Raw genomic sequence first — 16,016 nt, 5'->3', positions numbered from 1 at the left:
ATAAAGGTATGGCACTAAGAATGAACAATCCATCGTGGACTGATATTCATTTCCGGCACCCTATTAGCAATTTCTTTTCCTATCGGAAGGCATGCTGTAGCAGCAGGAGATGGTGCGTTACATACATGAATACTACGCTTGCCAGAAGTAATGAAGAAATCATCTACTAACGTTCCATCAGATTGTAGTGCCTGTGCCCTCACTCCTGCTGAAGCAGGAACAAGATCATCTTCTTGAATAGAAGGAATGAGTTCTTGAAGACTTTTCACGAACGCTTTTTTACTATAGGAACGCCACATCTCCTTAGCACCTTCTTTCCAATATTTAGCTGCAAGCTTCCAAAACCCTTTATACTTCATAACCTCGGAAATATCTTTTAAATCAATATCTGCCTTTTTATATCCTTCTCTTTTTAAGCTAAGAACCGCATTTGGACCAGCTTCTACACCACCTTGAACCATCCTTGTAAAATGAACACCGAGAAATGGAAAATCAGGATTAGGAACAGGGTAAATTAAATTCTTTACAAGATGGATTTTTTCTGGTTTTAATTCATAATACTCGCCGCGGAAAGGAACAATTTGCAAATCGGCTTCTACACCTGTCATCTTTGTTACACGATCACTATGAAGCCCCGCGCAATTCACTACATAACTTGCGGTAAATGTGTTTTGAGTTGTAATAATTTCTACATTATGGTCATGTTCCAGCACTTTCTTTACCTCTGTATTTAAGTAAAGCTCAGCCCCCTGCTCTTTTAAAAGAAGTACCATTGTTTCACAGACTTGTTTATAATCAACAATACCGGCTTGCGGAACTTTTATAGCTTTTATCCCCTTGACATAAGGTTCTTGCTGTTTTATTTGCTCATCATCTACGATTGAAATGTCTAGACCATTTGCAATTCCGCGTTGATATAAATTTTCCAATAGCGGTAGTTCAGACTGTTTCGTTGCAACAATCAGTTTTCCACATTGCTCATAATTTACGTCATTTTTTTCGCAAAACTCAACTAGTTGCCTATTACCCTCAGTGGCGAATTTCGCCTTTAAGCTTCCGGGTTTATAATAAATGCCTGAATGAATCACTCCGCTATTATTCCCTGTTTGATGTTTTGCCCACCTATCTTCTTTTTCTATTACAACGAGACGGGCATGAGGAAAACGCCTGCTTAACGAGATAGCAGTCGACAATCCAACGATTCCTCCGCCAATAACAACAATATCTCCCATCGTACGTTCCTCCAATTTTAATTGCTAACTCATACCTTTGCGAAATAACCTCTTTGTCTCAATAATTCACGATGTAAATTTGGATTTTTTTCAAAAGCTGCTCTTCCATGCAGCCAAAACGTATTATTAACCATTACAAGGTCACCTACAGGGAGTGGCAGTGCAATTGTTGACTGACTATTTTCCATTGAGTCAGAAAGCTCCTTTAAATATGTTGCTTGTTCCAATGTAGCAGGGTAAGCAAATTGATCGATAAAACAAATACAAGGCTTCCCATTTTGCTCATAAAAAGTTTGATTATAAACTGTTTTTCCAACATTTTTACTAGCAGGTGCTTTGTACTCAATACGACTAGTGGCCAAAGGATGATTTGAAAACTTCTCCAGCTCCTCCCAATCATCTAAGTGGAGTAACCGAGATTCACCACCTACTGCATTTTCCTCAGCAAATTTCATCATTAACAACCAGTCTGTTGGTTCATCTACAAACGTTCCATCTGTATGAAGCGTAAACAAACGATACGCCTGCCGTAAATAAGAATCGCTGTTGTCTGTATCTTTTACGGTGAACCTTGCATAATATGTGCCTGACATAGCATCAAAATTCACTCCGCCTACTAAATGTGTAAGCGCTGTAGAGAATTTGATATAATCCTGGTCGTCCGTTGTCTGGTTCTGCATTCCGACCGTAAAACCACCCGATTTACGATCATGTAGAATTGCACGCATAGTCTCGACAAAAGTTTTGCCGAGCACTCTTTGCAAGCGTTCTGCTAAAATTAATCTCATATATGGAACGTATTCTAGCTGTTGCGCATTCACCTCTTCGTTTTCCGCTAAGAATGCACGCAATACCTGATTATTAATTTCAATTGAATAAAGACGATGATGATGTGGATGCTCCTTTACCTCAAACGTGTCATGCTTTCCTACAAACGACTTCAATTTTTCTTGAATCATACTCATTTTTATTCCTCCTTTTAAATGTAAGCAATAAAAATAGCCAGTTATATCATTCATGTTGAAATGATATAACTGGCTATAGACTACTTGCGGCTTCTTTTAGGAAGTCCGATAGACTTTACAGTTATTTTTTAACATTGGTTATACTTAGCAATTACTGATTGTGAAAGGGGTTGCCTTTCTACAAGTAACTTATAAATCCTATTCTATAAATTTAGCTTTTATTTGTCAATTAATTTTTTAATAATTTTAAATATTTAAATTACTTTTAATCTGCGTATAGTGCTTGTAGGCGTCTTTAATCGCAGCAACTAACGCAGATTGCGCTTTACCATAATAATGGTTTTCAATCGTACTAAGAATTGGATCAAGACCATCCAAAAGACTGTAACCTTTTAATAATTGACTTAAAAAATTTTGAGCATGACCAGTTGCCAACGTACAAGAGGCATCAAGAATGACCCAATATTTAAAATCCACTTCAAGAGTTACTGTTAATGTTTGATAAATATCACTTGCAGCCATTCCTTGTGGAAGCTTGGCATGCCCCGCTAACATTACCTTTTTTTTCAACATCTCTTCCCCCATTCGACAATTATAACCATAACTATACTTTCATTATAGCAAACTGATAAAACATACAAATATTTTATCAGTTCCATGACGATAAAAAACCACCTCACAAAATTGTGAGGTGGTTTACCGAGGTTATACTAAATTTTAGTACGACCACAGTACTTTATACTGTAGTGAAAATGTCTTCAACCTTTAATACAACCATATTTATGATCTGAGAGGGATTCGAACCCCCGACCCCGTCCCTGTCAAGGACGTATTCTCCCGCTGAACTATCAGATCGCTTTATTTATTACATATTTTATTATACTTACTATGGAAAAAAAGTCAATAATAATCTATTAAAATTCCACACTGGAATAGTAGACACAATTCCCCGGCTCCCTTTGATTTAAAGGGGAAAATTCACAAAGAAAACAATAAAAAGCTTTTCCATAAGTTTCTGAAACTTATAGAAAAGCCTTAGGTTCTTTTTACATTGTTGCTGCTGTTTTCTTTTCTCCACCCTTTCGTTTAATAACGAACTGAAGAACAAGCATTACGACGAATAGTACTAACCCTATAATATCTGTCATGCCTTCAGGGTAAATTAATAATAATCCTGCTGCTACACATAGGAATCGTTCGATAACGAAAACTTTGCGATACCAGTAACCGATCATACCAGCACCGATTGCCATCATACCTGTAATCGCCGTAAATACAACCCAAAGTAGCTGTGGAATTGTTGTATCAATCATTAGTAATTCAGGTGACAATACGAACATATATGGGATAATAAACGCCGCGATAGCTAACTTTGCGGAATTGACACCGGTCCGTATCGGTTCTCCGCCTGACACCCCGGCAGCAGCAAAGGCAGCTAATGCTACTGGTGGGGTAATGTCGGCAATAATCCCAAAATAGAATACGAATAAATGTGCAGCTAATTCAGGTGCTCCTAGTAAAATGATAGCTGGAGCTGCGATTGTTGACGTAATAACATAATTAGCTGTTGTTGGTGATCCCATACCTAAAATAATGGAAGCGATCATCGTAAATACAAGTGTTAAGATTAGCTTTCCGTTAGGTGAATTCGTTAAATCCGCTGCTAAATCAACTAATCCATTTGCCAATGTTAATCCAAGCCCTGTTTTTGTTACGACCCCAACGATAATTCCTGCACACGCTGTAGCTGCTGCAACAGACAATGCTGTTCTGGCACCGTCAACTAACCCATCAATCGCATCTCTCCATCCTATCCGTGTATCTTTCCGAATAGCACTAACTACAATAGTTACGATAATCGACCATAAAGCGGCACGCATAACACTCATTCCACTTACGAGAAGCACAATTACTGTTAAAATTGGTATAAGTAAATAAATCTTTTTTAATACCTCTTTACGGTTCGGCATTTCTTCGTCGGACAATCCCCTTAATCCAATTCTTTTTGCTTCAAAATGCGTCATAATCCAAATACCGGCGAAATACAATACAGCTGGTATCGCTGCTGCTTTAGCAATATCCCAGTAGGAAACGCCTCCGATAAATTCTACCATTAAAAAGGCGGCCGCCCCCATAATTGGCGGCATTAATTGGCCACCTGTTGATGCCGCTGCTTCTACACCGCCAGCGAACTCTTTTCGGTATCCAAGTTTTTTCATCATCGGAATCGTGAAAGAACCTGATGTTACGACATTGGCAACAGAACTTCCACTAATCGTACCTTGAAGGGCACTAGAAAAGATCGCAACCTTCGCCGGCCCCCCCGTTCGCTTCCCAGCTATCGAAACAGCCAAATCATTAAAATACTGTCCAACACCTGTTTTTACAAGGAAGGACCCGAAAAGCAAGAAAAGGAAAATAAATGTCGCCGAAACATATAGTGGTGTTCCTAATATCCCCTCACCAGTAAAGAACATCGTTTTTACGATATCTTCAAGATCATAACCTCTATGTGTTAAAAAGCCTGGCATCATTCGTCCATAATACATGTATAGTAAGAAAAGAGACGCAATAATCGTAATTGGTAAACCTACCGCACGACGAGTCGCTTCTAAAACAAGCACAACCGCTAATAATCCAACATAGAAATCTGCTGATGTCATAATGCCGACACGATTAACGATTTCTTCTTGCATGAGTGGCCAATAAGCCCCTACCCCAACTGATGCGACCGATAATACCACGTCATACCATGCAACTTTGTTTTTTTTCAAATTCTTTTTTCGTGCAGGGAATAATAAAAAAATCAGGGATAATGCAAAACCTAAATGGATGGACAAAAGCAGCTGTCTAGGAATAAATTGAAAAATAGAAGCTACTAGTTGAAATAAGGAAAATGCCAATAGTCCAAGAAAAATAATCCACTTAAATGCTCCGTGTTGAATTTTTCTTGTTGATGCTTCCGGATCATACTTTTCTAATAGTTCTTGCTGTTGTTCTACCGATAGCGATTTAAAGTCTTTATCCTCCTCCACTAACGCTCACTCCTTTCCATTTCTCCCATAATGAAACTTTTTTTATCTCCAACCTTACAACAGTTCCTTTTTTAAAATATTTTGATAGCGGATATTCATTATTATTTAAAATAAATCGATGATTCGCCACCACTTGTCCAACACGAACATCAATAAATGGAAATGTCCTTTTCATGTTTTCAATCATATACTTACCATCATCCCTTATAACAAAGTCTCCTCCTCCTTCTGCGTTACTAGGCATTCCAATTGCCGTATCTTCATAGACAAGCTTTGTTTGCTGGATATGGTTGTTTTCTGTTTTTTTGTAGTATTCTTCTACTTCAGAAAGATGAATGGAGTGAGTATACCGAATTGAAAACGTCGGAAATTGTTTTAGCGAAATAATTGCGAATTTCCCTTCTTTGTTCCTCGGTTCTACTACTAAACAGGTTTGAAAGGGAGTGAGGATGACAGAAAAGAAAAGAATTATAATTATTAAAAAGGTTACTTTACACTTATTTGTCATACTACCTCCCAGAATATCTACACGATTAAAATGAAAGAATAGACCGATGAGTACCGGTCTATCCCTTTTACAGCCTGACATTGTTTGTTGGATTATTCTTGTGAAACACCTTTTTCATCAAAATATTTCTTTGCGCCAGGATGTAATTCAATTCCCATGCCCTCCAAAGCCGATTCCGCTTTAATTAATTCACCCTTAGCATGAGTAATCTTATCCGTATTCTCAAAAATTGCCTTCGTTACATCATAAATAACATCCTCTGAAATATCTTCACTAGTGACAAGCATCGCAAGAACAGCTACAGTTGTAACAGCTTCATCCACTTTGCTATATGTGCCCGCTGGAACTTCATCTTTTGCATAATATGGATATTTCTCAATCAACTCGTCAATTTTAGCTTGTTCTATAGGAACGATTGCAATATCTTCTGTTGCAGCCAAACCTTCAACAGCTCCTGTTGGCGTTCCGGAAGTAATAAATGCTGCATCAATCGTACCATCTTGAATACCAGTCGTAGAATCGTCAAAAGACAGATTACGCGCTTCTAAATCTTCTGTTGTTAAACCATGAACTTCTAAGATTTGTTCGGCATTAAGCAATGTACCAGAACCTGCTTCTCCAACAGACACGACTTTCCCTTTTAAGTCTTCGACTGATTTAATGCCAGCATCTTTTGTTGTGACAATTTGAATTGTTTCAGGATATAGCGTTGCAATACCGCGTGCATTTTCTACTTTTTCTTTAAACATTTGCTCTCCATCCGCAGCATAGGAAGCGATATCTGTCTGCGTAAAGGCAATTTCAATATCTCCCTCTTTAATGGCTGCCATGTTTTCAGCAGAAGCACCAGATGTTTCTGCAGTTGACTTAATTCCAGTTTCGTCCTGTATAATCTTTGCAAGTGTTCCCCCTAAAGGATAATATGTTCCTCCAGTACCACCTGTTGCGATACCGATGAAGTCTACCTTTTCTTCTCCTTCTCCATCTCCAGAGGAACTGTCATCGCCAGATCCTCCACCACAAGCAGCAAGAATCATAGATAATGCCAACAAAAGAGCAGTACCTAAAAATAAACTGCGTTTCTTCATAACCGAAATCCCCCCCTGAATGTTTTACTTTTCTAAAAAGAGGCTAATCCATAGGTGACTTTTTTACCTCATCTAGTCAATATATAGTACTCGTTTACATTTTTTAGAACTATATATTGTCAAGGAAGTACTTAACCCATTTCATTAGATCAGCTCTATTTTTTGAAATTGTTTTTCACGGGAGAATCTTGTCCAACTAAAAGGGACTAAACACTAGTTTAGCCCCTGCTATCTATCAAATAGTAATCTAGGTATTACTTTATCCCTTCGTCTTCAAACTGCTTCTTATCTTCCTCTGCTATCTCTTCTTGGTCACGGAAGCTATGAGCAAGTCTTGATGCAGCGTTTGCCGCAACGCTTGCCACAATATCATCTAAAAACGTATGGACACCTTTTCCTCTTTTTGTATCTAAATCACGGATAATACCAATTTTATTTTTGTCGAGATGTCCAAATGTTGTTACTGCAATGCTTCCGTAACCTAATGAAGCACCTAAGGCAATCGTTTCATCAATTCCAAACAACCCTTCGTCTGTTTCCACAATCGATTGAAGTGGTTCGGATAATTTTCTTTCTTCTGCTAATACGTCCAGCTCAACACCTACTAAAATAGCATGTTGAATTTCTCTCTTTAATAAAACTTTATTTACACTGTCAATGCAGTCAGCTAATGTCAATGCTGGATGATATGCATACTGCATTTCATAAACAATTTCAGCAATATCTGAAAGATTAACGCCTCTTTCTTGTAATCTATTAAATGCAGCTTTTGTCACTTCTTTAGAATGCACTGTTTTTACCACGTTAAAATCCCCCTAGCTCAATTTGACTATTTCTTAATTATAACATTTTTTAAAATATTCGTATTGTAGGCTTGTTCAAGGTATTCATTACTAAAATATGATACAATCTTTCTGTAAACGCTTAATAATTGAATCTGGAGGTATGAAAATGGCAACTTCAAGAGGAACTGTCAATGAGTTAAGCCTCTTTAGTAAAGAACTGAACGAAGAAATCACTATGCTCGTCTATTTACCGGCTAATTATTCTCCGTTATATAAATACTCACTGTTAATTGCTCAAGATGGCAAAGACTATTTCCAACTCGGTAGAATTCCACGCTTAGCGGATGAATTACTTGAGAAAAAAGAAATAGAAAATACGATTATCGTTGGAATTCCATATAAAAACGTGGAAGACCGTAGAAGAAAATATCATCCGCATGGAGAAGAAAATGATGCATACATAAGATTTTTAGCACACGAACTTGTTCCATTATTAGACGATAAATATCCCACCTACCATATGGGTATGGGACGTGCACTCATCGGTGATTCACTAGGTGCAACCGTTTCGCTTATGACAGCATTAAAGTACCCTCACACATTTGGAAAAGTTATTATGCAATCCCCACTTGTAAATGAAAAAGTTTTGCAAGCTGTAGAGAGGCTTACAGAGCCACAACTGCTTAATCTTTACCACGTTATCGGTAAGGAGGAAACCGAAGTTAAAACAACGGATGGAACAGTAAAGGATTTTCTCACTCCAAATCGTCAGTTGCACGAGCTATTGGAAAAGCGGAACTTCTCTTTCTTCTATGAAGAATTCGATGGAAATCATACATGGAAGCACTGGCAGCCTGATTTAAAACGTGCACTAAAAATGATGTTTTAATATTCCGAGGAAATGGGAATTTCTATTATAAGACATTTCCCCGGTCAAAACCGGACATCGAGGAATAGATAGGTATGTATCCTTCATTAACTAGCAGAAGTACACTAATGAAAGTTTTATTTCATTTAAAATTTCAATTCTCTATTCTAGAGGATGAATTACTACTGCCTATTATGGTGGAAGAAGTAAATTGTAACAATAAGGTGGCAACTAACTTAGACCTATATTAAATTTTTGAAAAATTTGCTATAATATAAGAAGCGATTTTAATTTATCTCGCTTTAACGGGTTGTCCACCATCAGTCTAGAAAGTATGGGGTAGAAATAACTTCCCGTAAAAGCTCCATTGGTACAACTAACAATCAGTGAGAATGAAAAACCCAACTGATTGTGGTTTCACTTTATCATTCACTGAAATAGAGGAGGTACAAGAAAATGAATTATGGAATTGTCATTTTCCCTACTAAAAAACTTCAAGATGAAGCGAATTCTTACCGAAAACGTTATGATCCTCACTACGCTTTAATTCCGCCACATTTAACATTAAAGAATGTTTTTTCTGCGGATGATACTCAAATTACAGAAATTGCTGAAAAGATTTCTAAAATTGCGGCAAAGTACGAGCCTTTTACATTAAAAGCTTATAAAATAAGCTCTTTTCAGCCAGTAAATAACGTCATTCACTTTAAGGTGGAATCAACTCCAGAACTAGAAGGCCTTTACAAAGATATGCATTCAGCTGATTTCATGGGAGAAGAACCAGAATATGCATTTATTCCGCATATTACGATTGCACAAAAATTATCTAATGATGAACATTCTGATGTATTCGGTTCTCTCCGTATGCAAGGGATTGATCATGAAGAAACAGTCGATCGCTTTCACCTTCTTTATCAATTAGAAAACGGATCTTGGACAGTTTATGAAACCTTCCGTTTAGGAAAGGATTGCTAATTAAAGTGAATGTAGTTATAGCTCGTAATGAACAGCAAAAGCAAGATGCCTTCACAGTAAGAAAAGTTGTTTTTGTCGATGAACAAAATGTACCGATGGAGGAAGAAATCGACGAATATGAAAAAGATTCTACTCACTTTGTTCTTTATTCGCAAAAAGAACCTGTCGGAGCAGGGCGATTTCGATTAGTCGATGAGGTCGGTAAAGTGGAAAGAATTTGTGTGCATTCTTCACAACGTGGAAAAGGTGCAGGACGTGAAATTATGCTAGCAATTGAGGAATATGCTAAAAATCAATCGGTTCCCGCTCTTAAGTTGAACGCCCAAACACACGCAATTCCTTTTTATGAAGGACTTGGCTATAAGATTATTTCAGGTGAATTTTTAGACGCCGGTATTCCTCATAAAACAATGAAAAAAAATATTTAGTAATGTTAAAAGGATTGATCGCTATGATCAATCCTTTTTTATATTGGAAATCACTCTTTTCTGTCCGGAATTTAAAAATAATCAAGGAAGAGGAAAATGCGCTTTAAACTAAACTAAAAAATAAGGCTTTCACTCTGCCAACGATGTACTATATTCTGAATGGCAAGAAAGAGAAACCTTGTTAGTTCAGCGATATTAATTTGTTATAGTAGTAACCCATAGCTCATTGTCTTGAATCGTGTATTGGACAATACCCTTTTTCACTAATGAACTAATATAGGCTGTGAAGGAGGTTCTAAACAGAAGCCACTGTCCTAAGTTCCCTACATTTAACTCATTACATGCCAAAAAGGTTTTAAGCAGTTGGCTGAAAGTTACCTTTCCAGTTGCTTCTTCTATTTGCTCCCTAACCCTCTGTATCATTTTTTCATGAAGCTCAATATTTTTTTGTACAGTTCCATGGAAGTTTTCTTCAAATTCTCCATGACCCGGTACTGCACCTTTGCACGGAATCTCTTTTAGTTTATGTAATGATTCTATTGTTTGGTCAGCATCATTGATAAACGGAATAACATGCTTTTTTAACGTACTTTCTCCAAAATAACTGTCAGCTGCATACAATATTCCTTCTGACAGAATAGCTATCTGACCATAGGAGTGACCTGGAAGAGGAATGATTTCAAGTGAAAATGGTCCTATATTACCCTTTCCATTCTCAACTACATGATCAATAGGTACAGATTTCCCTTCCAAAAATTTGTTTCTTAGCTCCGCTATCGGAAACGAGCCATTAAACAAATAAATAGGCTCAAGCACGGAATTTTCGATAATTGCTTTTTCTACCTTCGGTGCATATAACGGAATTCTCATTGTCTTTTTCAAATAATTAGCACCGCCAAAATGATCGGCATGCGCATGGGTAATAATACAGTAATCAAGTGGGAGCTTCTCCTTTTCAAGCAGCTTTATCGCTTTTTTAATAGAAGAATCATCTACCCCAGTATCAATTAGCAACCCTTTTCCTCCAGTCGTAATATACCCTATATTCACAGCCGCACGAAGTACATAACACTGGGCAGAAAGCTGCTGTAATTCCACTTCAAACACCCCTTTCCTAAGGTACGTCCCTCATTACATTAGCACGGTAAAGTAGCGAGGGACGTACCTCTTTTGAACATTTAGATATATTCGTTAATATAGTTTCCTTTTCCTGTTAGTGTAGCGATTAGTTTTGTAGGTACTTCTTGCTGTATGTATTCCTGGTGGTGAAGATCAGAGGATTCTAGTGAAGTTTGTTGGCTGTTGATGTTTTGAAAATCATCATATTCGTCTTGTGATTTTGTCTTTAATCGTACTGGCTGAACTGGAAGAAATGTGTAAGGAGCTTTTTCTGTTTTCAGCCCTCGTTCATGATATTGTTGATATTGATAATGCTGAACTGGTGCAATATAACCCATTTAACTCACCTTCCTTTAGTTATTAATTTCCATTAACTTTTATTCTGAAACATATTTACCTTTTGCTATGTTAGCTTTACTAGCAAACAGGACTACTATAAAGTACGTATAAGTGAATATTCTTTATGACGTTTTTTTATATTTTTTATAATATTATGAATTATACATCATTATCATCTACCAGTCACTGATCGACTAACTTTTCTCCTTTGCCATAGTAGTAAGACATATAAAATCAAGGTAAATACGAGTTCTTGCTAGTTTAGGTAGGAGAAACTAAACTACGTAGTTGCGTCTTATTGAATAATAGTTAGTAGTAAGAAGAGGTTAAAGCAGAACTTATCTAGCCACCAGCAGAAAGTTTCCCCGCTAATGGCTAGTTAAACATTATTTTTTTCCTTTATTAAGCATGTTTGAAATTGTGCCAAAATCCAATTGTTTTCCATCATTTACAATTGATTTTACTATTTTATTTTCCATTTCTTGTGAAACAGGTTTGTTAGCAATCCTAGATACCTTTTTAATAACACTTCGTACTGTTTTTTCATCTTTGAAATTTGCATTTTGTAAAGAATTTGCCAGCTCGAATACTTCATTCATATTCACGCCAGTTTTCTTTTCGATATTTTTAAAAAAGTTATTATTATTCATTTCTTACGCCTCCTTTGACTATATGCATCATATGTAAAAAGACGTAAAAAAGTGAATTTGAAAAGTTTTTGTTTTTACATTAATTATGAAGAAGGTGAAATTTCACAAATGAACCCCCCTCTCCATATTTTTATCCCGCATAAGCGGGCAGCCCCCCACCTCAAGGGTTTTCAAAAGATCGCAGAAGAGTAACTGTGGGATAAATGCCCGATTGATTCAACTAACAATCAGTGGGGGGGATGAATCCCCTCCACTGATTAAAGCTTCACTTTATTAGCAGAAACTAGCACCTACAATAATTAATAGGATGAAAAGTACTACGATTAATACAAATGTTGATCCGTAGTAACCGCCGCCGCCATAGCCACAACCATAGCCGCCGTATCCGCCGCCATATCCGAACATATTATGTCACCTCTCTTTTACCTTTAGTCACTAATAACATATGTAATAAAATCGATTAATGTATAGGCTAATCTTGAATTGTCAGAAGGGATTGCCCAATCATAGGAATCAACTGTTAGTATGCCATTACTGTCAAGTTAGAATAAAAACTTCTTTTTTCGAAAACCTTTATAGGATGAAATGAAGCAAGTATAATAAAAAAGTCCAAAGTATTCCTGCAATAGAATACTCTGGACTTTTTTGCCTCATCCCTTTGGCTTAAAAATAACTGCACCAATAAAACCAAAGACAATTGCAGCTGAAATACCGGAACTCGTCACTTCAAACATCCCCGTTAAGACGCCTACTAAACCATGTTCTTGAGACTCTTGCATGGCACCATTTACAAGGGAATTTCCAAAACTCGTTATTGGAATAGTTGCTCCTGCTCCTGCAAAGTCAATCAATGGTTCATAAAGTCCGAAACCAGAAACAATTGCACCTATTACCACTAATAAACTTAATGTATGCCCTGGTGTAAGTTTTGCTACATCAAATAAGAGCTGTCCAATAACACAAATGATTCCTCCTATTACAAAAGCCCAAAAAAACATTGCAAACATGTTTCCATCCTCCTTTAACCTAAGTAGCTAGCTCGCGTGAAAAAGACGATTTCCCTTTAAAAGCCAAAGGCGCCTTTTGAGGAAAACCCCTATTTTCTTCGCGAGCTGACCAAGCCGCTTCCACTTTTCTTTGTCCAGTTCCAGCGGCTAGCTCGCTGGGAAAAAGATGATTTTCCTCTAAAGGCAAAAGGCGCCTTTTGAGGAAAACCCCTATTTTCTTCGCGAGCTGACCAAGCCGCTTCCACTTTTCTTTGTCAAATGAATTCAATTGATACAGCATGGGCGATGCACGGTATTGTCTCCCCCTGTTGGAAGGTTAGTGGTGAAAGTAGTGCACCTGTTGCAACAACGAGAATCCTTTTATATGTGCCTTTTTTCATCTCATTTAACAGATGGCCATACAAAACTGTTGCTGAGCATCCCGGACCACTTGCGCCCGACTGAACCTTTTGATTATCCCCATATATAAGCAGGCCGCAGTCTTTAAATTTTTCCTCTGTTAAGACATATCCTTTTTCCTTTAGCATTTCTATCGCTGTCTGTCTACCGATTGTTGCCAAATCCCCACTGATAATTAAGTCATAATAAGAAGGATCCCTATTAAGATCTTTGAAATGCCCCGTAATCGTATCAACTGCCGCTGGTGCCATTGCTCCCCCCATATTGAACGGATCACTCAACCCTAAATCCATCACTTTCCCAATTGTAGCGGATGTAATACGGGGCATTGGATGAGGTAAAGAATTACCATTTCCAACTAATGCAAACCCTGCTCCCGTAACGGTCCATTGGGCTGTAGGAGGTTTTTGTCCACCATATTCTGTTGGATAGCGGAATTGCTTTTCTGTTGCCGCATTATGACTAGAAGCACCCGTCATGATATAATTGGCACCGCCAGAATTCACAAGAAATCCAGCCAAAGCTAAACCTTCCATTGATGTAGAACAGGCACCAAATAACCCTAAGTAAGGTATCGCATTCGTTCTAGCTGCAAAACTTGATGGTGTTATTTGATTAATTAAATCACCCGCAAGAAAAAATTGAACATCTTTACTTTTCTTTTCGCTTTTCTTTAAAGCAATTTCTACTGCATCTTCAATTAATACTCTATTTGCTTGTTCATACGTATCTTTTCCCATCCATAAATCATCATAAAATTGGTCAAAATCCGCTGTCAGAGGGCCTTTTTTCTCAAAAGGACCACCAACAACTCCTGTCGACATAATAGCGGGTTGGTTGGCAAACATCCATGACCGAGATCCTTGTAGCATTAAATCACTCCTATCTGAATCAAAATCGTCTTAATCAGTGCAACGAAAAAGGCCGCTACTACACCAAAGACTATTACGGAGCCTGCTAGCTTAAACATGTTTCCACCAACTCCTAATACAAGTCCTTCCGTCCGGTGTTCAATGGCAGCTGAGATAACAGCATTGCCGAAACCTGTCACAGGAACGGCACTTCCAGCTCCACCAAACTGCCCCATATGATCATAAACCCCAAACCCTGTCAGAAGCATGGCAAAAAAGACCATTGTCGCAACAGTAGGATTTGATGAAGTTTGTTCTGTAAAATTGAAAAAGTAAATATAAAAATAAGTAACTGCTTGCCCTAATAAACAAATGAGACCACCAACAAAAAAGGCTTTTATACAGTTTTTAAATACAGGTCGTTTTGTTTCAAAATTCTTTTCTAACTGCTCGTATTGTTTTTGTTCAGGAGTTTTAGATGCTTTGGCCATAATTTCCCTCCTACGTTTTTTCTTTTTTTAATTTAACAATATCTTTAAACTCTTTTTCAGCATCCTTTTTTGAAATACTATGGTTAGAAAGTTTTTCTTTTAATCGGACAGTTTCAAGGAAGATTTTATAGTCACTAGATAAGATAAAATTCTCGTCAGGATACTTTTTTTCCAAATATTTGTCCATTTTTTTCTCAATCCTTTTCATATGAAACCGTTCTAGATGCTTCACTTTATACGCAACTAGTATTTCCTCCTTCCCTTGGATAACAGCTACATCATAAAGTTCTTCCATCTTCGCTATTTCCTTCTTGATAGCATGTCCAACACTATCTGTCTCAGGATGGTCAACAAGTTCCACTGGTGGTGGATCCGTTGCTTTTAACAGAGCTACCTTACTGTCTTTCCCATCCTCCTTATTTGCACAAGCTGCTAAAATTAAAAAGATAGTACTTACTACTACAATACATTTTTTCATTCATATCCCTCACATATTTATACTCTTTCCTTATTTTTTGCTTAAATTTAATTTTTATTAAAAAAAAAGACCGCTCACTAGGAGCAGTCTTAATTCTTCTTATTCTTCTTTCCACACCCACAACCTTTTTTCTTTTTCTTTGTCGTGTTGACAGATTTAGATGTTGACATAGAAACCTTTGTATTTGTATAGTTCTTCATTAATCCCAGCCTCCTTTTTATTAAACCAGCCCCTTTACATTATATGAAAAAGAAAAAAGCTTGTTTCCACTATTTGCCTACTTACATTTTCAAAGATTGCTTCATTTACACCACAAACTATATAGTCGACTGAGCCTGCACCACCAAAATAACAGGTATTAATTTTACGATTCATAAACTTAGCAATAAGTCTTGCCCGCACATTACTCCGATATTAAATGCTGTACTACCGATTCCAAAATAGCAGCAACTCCTGCAACAGCAAGAATAGTAATGAAAGGTCCCGCTATAATCGGTATCCAACTATAGCCGATATATAATCCTACCGTTACCCAAATACCTGTGCACCAATAACAGCTAATCAATTCGGCAATAAACCCTTTCCATCCACCTTTTTTCGGAATAAGATATATTTCCTCTTCCCCGCTCTCTGAAATTTCTTTTTCTTCATCAAAAAACGGTGCACGTAAAAACTCTGTAATTTTATCAAACACAATTAAGTGCGTCATCCGAAACACAGCCAACCCCATGATCAACAACTGAAAAAAATTAAGCTCCATAACTAACTTCCTTTCTCTTTTTAGGTGCCCAAATTAAA

20 protein-coding genes and 1 tRNA gene are annotated in these 16,016 nt (G+C 37.3%); 4 read left to right on the top strand and 17 right to left on the bottom strand.

The genetic code is table 11. The features are described 5' to 3' along the window. Nucleotides 1-14 precede the first annotated feature (14 nt). The 8 genes from lhgO to ACFSUL_RS03145 all read right to left on the bottom strand — a co-directional run bounded on the left by lhgO (nucleotide 15) and on the right by ACFSUL_RS03145 (nucleotide 7,631). A complete protein-coding gene (lhgO, locus tag ACFSUL_RS03180; protein ID WP_377932634.1) occupies nucleotides 15-1,232 on the bottom strand; it encodes an L-2-hydroxyglutarate oxidase in 1,218 nt (405 codons plus the stop codon). Nucleotides 1,233-1,261: 29 nt separating this feature from the next. Further along, nucleotides 1,262-2,197, bottom strand: a complete 936-nt coding sequence (gene glaH, locus ACFSUL_RS03175) for a glutarate dioxygenase GlaH (RefSeq protein WP_377932632.1) — start codon at nucleotides 2,195-2,197, stop codon at nucleotides 1,262-1,264. 246 nt (nucleotides 2,198-2,443) lie between these two features. Continuing rightward, entirely contained in the window at nucleotides 2,444-2,782 is a 339-nt protein-coding gene (locus tag ACFSUL_RS03170) for a DUF3870 domain-containing protein (RefSeq protein ID WP_377932630.1), read from the bottom strand. A 198-nt stretch (nucleotides 2,783-2,980) separates the two neighbouring features. Next, nucleotides 2,981-3,052, bottom strand: a tRNA-Val gene (locus ACFSUL_RS03165). Nucleotides 3,053-3,243: 191 nt separating this feature from the next. After that, a complete protein-coding gene (locus ACFSUL_RS03160) occupies nucleotides 3,244-5,232 on the bottom strand; it encodes a TRAP transporter permease (protein ID WP_377932628.1) in 1,989 nt (662 codons plus the stop codon). Beyond that, nucleotides 5,219-5,740, bottom strand: a complete 522-nt coding sequence (locus ACFSUL_RS03155; RefSeq protein ID WP_377932626.1) for a DUF1850 domain-containing protein — start codon at nucleotides 5,738-5,740, stop codon at nucleotides 5,219-5,221. Before ACFSUL_RS03155 ends, ACFSUL_RS03160 begins: the two co-directional genes overlap by 14 nt. Before the next feature lie 92 nt (nucleotides 5,741-5,832). Next, nucleotides 5,833-6,828 (bottom strand): TAXI family TRAP transporter solute-binding subunit, encoded by a 996-nt coding sequence (locus ACFSUL_RS03150; protein WP_377932624.1) that lies wholly within the window; start codon nucleotides 6,826-6,828, stop codon nucleotides 5,833-5,835. A 254-nt stretch (nucleotides 6,829-7,082) separates the two neighbouring features. After that, complete coding sequence (locus ACFSUL_RS03145; RefSeq protein WP_377932622.1) at nucleotides 7,083-7,631, bottom strand: phosphatidylglycerophosphatase A family protein; 549 nt, start codon at nucleotides 7,629-7,631, stop codon at nucleotides 7,083-7,085. A gap of 148 nt (nucleotides 7,632-7,779) precedes the next feature. Between ACFSUL_RS03145 and ACFSUL_RS03140 the strand changes: the two genes are divergently transcribed. The 4 genes from ACFSUL_RS03140 to ACFSUL_RS03125 all read left to right on the top strand — a co-directional run bounded on the left by ACFSUL_RS03140 (nucleotide 7,780) and on the right by ACFSUL_RS03125 (nucleotide 9,884). Further along, nucleotides 7,780-8,502 (top strand): alpha/beta hydrolase, encoded by a 723-nt coding sequence (locus tag ACFSUL_RS03140; RefSeq protein WP_377932620.1) that lies wholly within the window; start codon nucleotides 7,780-7,782, stop codon nucleotides 8,500-8,502. A 107-nt stretch (nucleotides 8,503-8,609) separates the two neighbouring features. Further along, on the top strand, nucleotides 8,610-8,732 hold the full coding sequence (locus ACFSUL_RS03135; protein ID WP_377932618.1) for a hypothetical protein: 123 nt from the start codon (nucleotides 8,610-8,612) through the stop codon (nucleotides 8,730-8,732). Between the two features lie 205 nt (nucleotides 8,733-8,937). Next, on the top strand, nucleotides 8,938-9,456 hold the full coding sequence (locus ACFSUL_RS03130; RefSeq protein WP_377932616.1) for a YjcG family protein: 519 nt from the start codon (nucleotides 8,938-8,940) through the stop codon (nucleotides 9,454-9,456). Between the two features lie 5 nt (nucleotides 9,457-9,461). After that, nucleotides 9,462-9,884, top strand: coding sequence for a GNAT family N-acetyltransferase (locus ACFSUL_RS03125; protein WP_377932614.1), 423 nt, complete (start codon nucleotides 9,462-9,464; stop codon nucleotides 9,882-9,884). 195 nt (nucleotides 9,885-10,079) lie between these two features. Here ACFSUL_RS03125 and ACFSUL_RS03120 read toward each other — a convergent pair whose 3' ends face one another. The 9 genes from ACFSUL_RS03120 to ACFSUL_RS03080 form a co-directional block, all read right to left on the bottom strand. Beyond that, nucleotides 10,080-10,982: an MBL fold metallo-hydrolase gene (locus ACFSUL_RS03120; protein ID WP_377932612.1), complete on the bottom strand. Its 903-nt coding sequence runs from the start codon at nucleotides 10,980-10,982 to the stop codon at nucleotides 10,080-10,082. A gap of 80 nt (nucleotides 10,983-11,062) precedes the next feature. After that, nucleotides 11,063-11,341, bottom strand: coding sequence for a hypothetical protein (locus ACFSUL_RS03115; protein ID WP_377932610.1), 279 nt, complete (start codon nucleotides 11,339-11,341; stop codon nucleotides 11,063-11,065). A 387-nt stretch (nucleotides 11,342-11,728) separates the two neighbouring features. Next, a complete protein-coding gene (locus ACFSUL_RS03110) occupies nucleotides 11,729-11,992 on the bottom strand; it encodes a stage VI sporulation protein F (protein WP_377932608.1) in 264 nt (87 codons plus the stop codon). A gap of 273 nt (nucleotides 11,993-12,265) precedes the next feature. Next, nucleotides 12,266-12,397, bottom strand: coding sequence for a YjcZ family sporulation protein (locus tag ACFSUL_RS03105; protein WP_377932606.1), 132 nt, complete (start codon nucleotides 12,395-12,397; stop codon nucleotides 12,266-12,268). A 245-nt stretch (nucleotides 12,398-12,642) separates the two neighbouring features. Continuing rightward, the gene (spoVAE, locus tag ACFSUL_RS03100; protein ID WP_377932604.1) at nucleotides 12,643-12,999 is read right to left on the bottom strand and encodes a stage V sporulation protein AE; all 357 of its coding nucleotides are present in this window, start codon (nucleotides 12,997-12,999) and stop codon (nucleotides 12,643-12,645) included. Nucleotides 13,000-13,253: 254 nt separating this feature from the next. Further along, nucleotides 13,254-14,270: a stage V sporulation protein AD gene (spoVAD, locus tag ACFSUL_RS03095; protein ID WP_377932602.1), complete on the bottom strand. Its 1,017-nt coding sequence runs from the start codon at nucleotides 14,268-14,270 to the stop codon at nucleotides 13,254-13,256. After that, nucleotides 14,270-14,740 carry a stage V sporulation protein AC gene (gene spoVAC, locus ACFSUL_RS03090; protein ID WP_071413096.1) on the bottom strand — a complete coding sequence of 157 codons (471 nt, stop codon included), beginning with the start codon at nucleotides 14,738-14,740 and terminating at the stop codon, nucleotides 14,270-14,272. The genes spoVAD and spoVAC overlap by 1 nt, the downstream gene beginning before the upstream one ends. A 10-nt stretch (nucleotides 14,741-14,750) precedes the next feature. Beyond that, nucleotides 14,751-15,218: a sporulation protein gene (locus ACFSUL_RS03085; RefSeq protein WP_377932600.1), complete on the bottom strand. Its 468-nt coding sequence runs from the start codon at nucleotides 15,216-15,218 to the stop codon at nucleotides 14,751-14,753. Between the two features lie 403 nt (nucleotides 15,219-15,621). Beyond that, nucleotides 15,622-15,978, bottom strand: coding sequence for a DUF1360 domain-containing protein (locus ACFSUL_RS03080; RefSeq protein WP_377932598.1), 357 nt, complete (start codon nucleotides 15,976-15,978; stop codon nucleotides 15,622-15,624). Nucleotides 15,979-16,016: the final 38 nt, after the last annotated feature.

Source organism: Bacillus seohaeanensis (assembly GCF_042684945.1).
GTDB lineage: Bacteria > Bacillota > Bacilli > Bacillales > Bacillaceae_B > Rossellomorea > Rossellomorea seohaeanensis.
Note: the sequence above shows the minus strand (reverse complement) of the source record. Positions and strands in the feature narration are given on the sequence as shown.

Excerpts from the sequence above, each read along its gene's own strand:
- ACFSUL_RS03115 (WP_377932610.1), bottom strand. The coding sequence starts at position 11,341 with ATGGGTTATATTGCACCAGTTCAGCATTATCAATATCAACAATATCAT.
- ACFSUL_RS03105 (WP_377932606.1), bottom strand. The coding sequence starts at position 12,397 with ATGTTCGGATATGGCGGCGGATACGGCGGCTATGGTTGTGGCTATGGC.
- ACFSUL_RS03150 (WP_377932624.1), bottom strand. The coding sequence starts at position 6,828 with ATGAAGAAACGCAGTTTATTTTTAGGTACTGCTCTTTTGTTGGCATTA.
- ACFSUL_RS03110 (WP_377932608.1), bottom strand. The coding sequence starts at position 11,992 with ATGAATAATAATAACTTTTTTAAAAATATCGAAAAGAAAACTGGCGTG.
- lhgO (WP_377932634.1), bottom strand. The coding sequence starts at position 1,232 with ATGGGAGATATTGTTGTTATTGGCGGAGGAATCGTTGGATTGTCGACT.
- ACFSUL_RS03085 (WP_377932600.1), bottom strand. The coding sequence starts at position 15,218 with ATGAAAAAATGTATTGTAGTAGTAAGTACTATCTTTTTAATTTTAGCA.
- glaH (WP_377932632.1), bottom strand. The coding sequence starts at position 2,197 with ATGAGTATGATTCAAGAAAAATTGAAGTCGTTTGTAGGAAAGCATGAC.
- ACFSUL_RS03135 (WP_377932618.1), top strand. The coding sequence starts at position 8,610 with ATGAAAGTTTTATTTCATTTAAAATTTCAATTCTCTATTCTAGAGGAT.
- spoVAC (WP_071413096.1), bottom strand. The coding sequence starts at position 14,740 with ATGGCCAAAGCATCTAAAACTCCTGAACAAAAACAATACGAGCAGTTA.
- ACFSUL_RS03140 (WP_377932620.1), top strand. The coding sequence starts at position 7,780 with ATGGCAACTTCAAGAGGAACTGTCAATGAGTTAAGCCTCTTTAGTAAA.
- spoVAD (WP_377932602.1), bottom strand. The coding sequence starts at position 14,270 with ATGCTACAAGGATCTCGGTCATGGATGTTTGCCAACCAACCCGCTATT.
- spoVAE (WP_377932604.1), bottom strand. The coding sequence starts at position 12,999 with ATGTTTGCAATGTTTTTTTGGGCTTTTGTAATAGGAGGAATCATTTGT.
- ACFSUL_RS03080 (WP_377932598.1), bottom strand. The coding sequence starts at position 15,978 with ATGGAGCTTAATTTTTTTCAGTTGTTGATCATGGGGTTGGCTGTGTTT.
- ACFSUL_RS03170 (WP_377932630.1), bottom strand. The coding sequence starts at position 2,782 with ATGGGGGAAGAGATGTTGAAAAAAAAGGTAATGTTAGCGGGGCATGCC.
- ACFSUL_RS03155 (WP_377932626.1), bottom strand. The coding sequence starts at position 5,740 with ATGACAAATAAGTGTAAAGTAACCTTTTTAATAATTATAATTCTTTTC.
- ACFSUL_RS03130 (WP_377932616.1), top strand. The coding sequence starts at position 8,938 with ATGAATTATGGAATTGTCATTTTCCCTACTAAAAAACTTCAAGATGAA.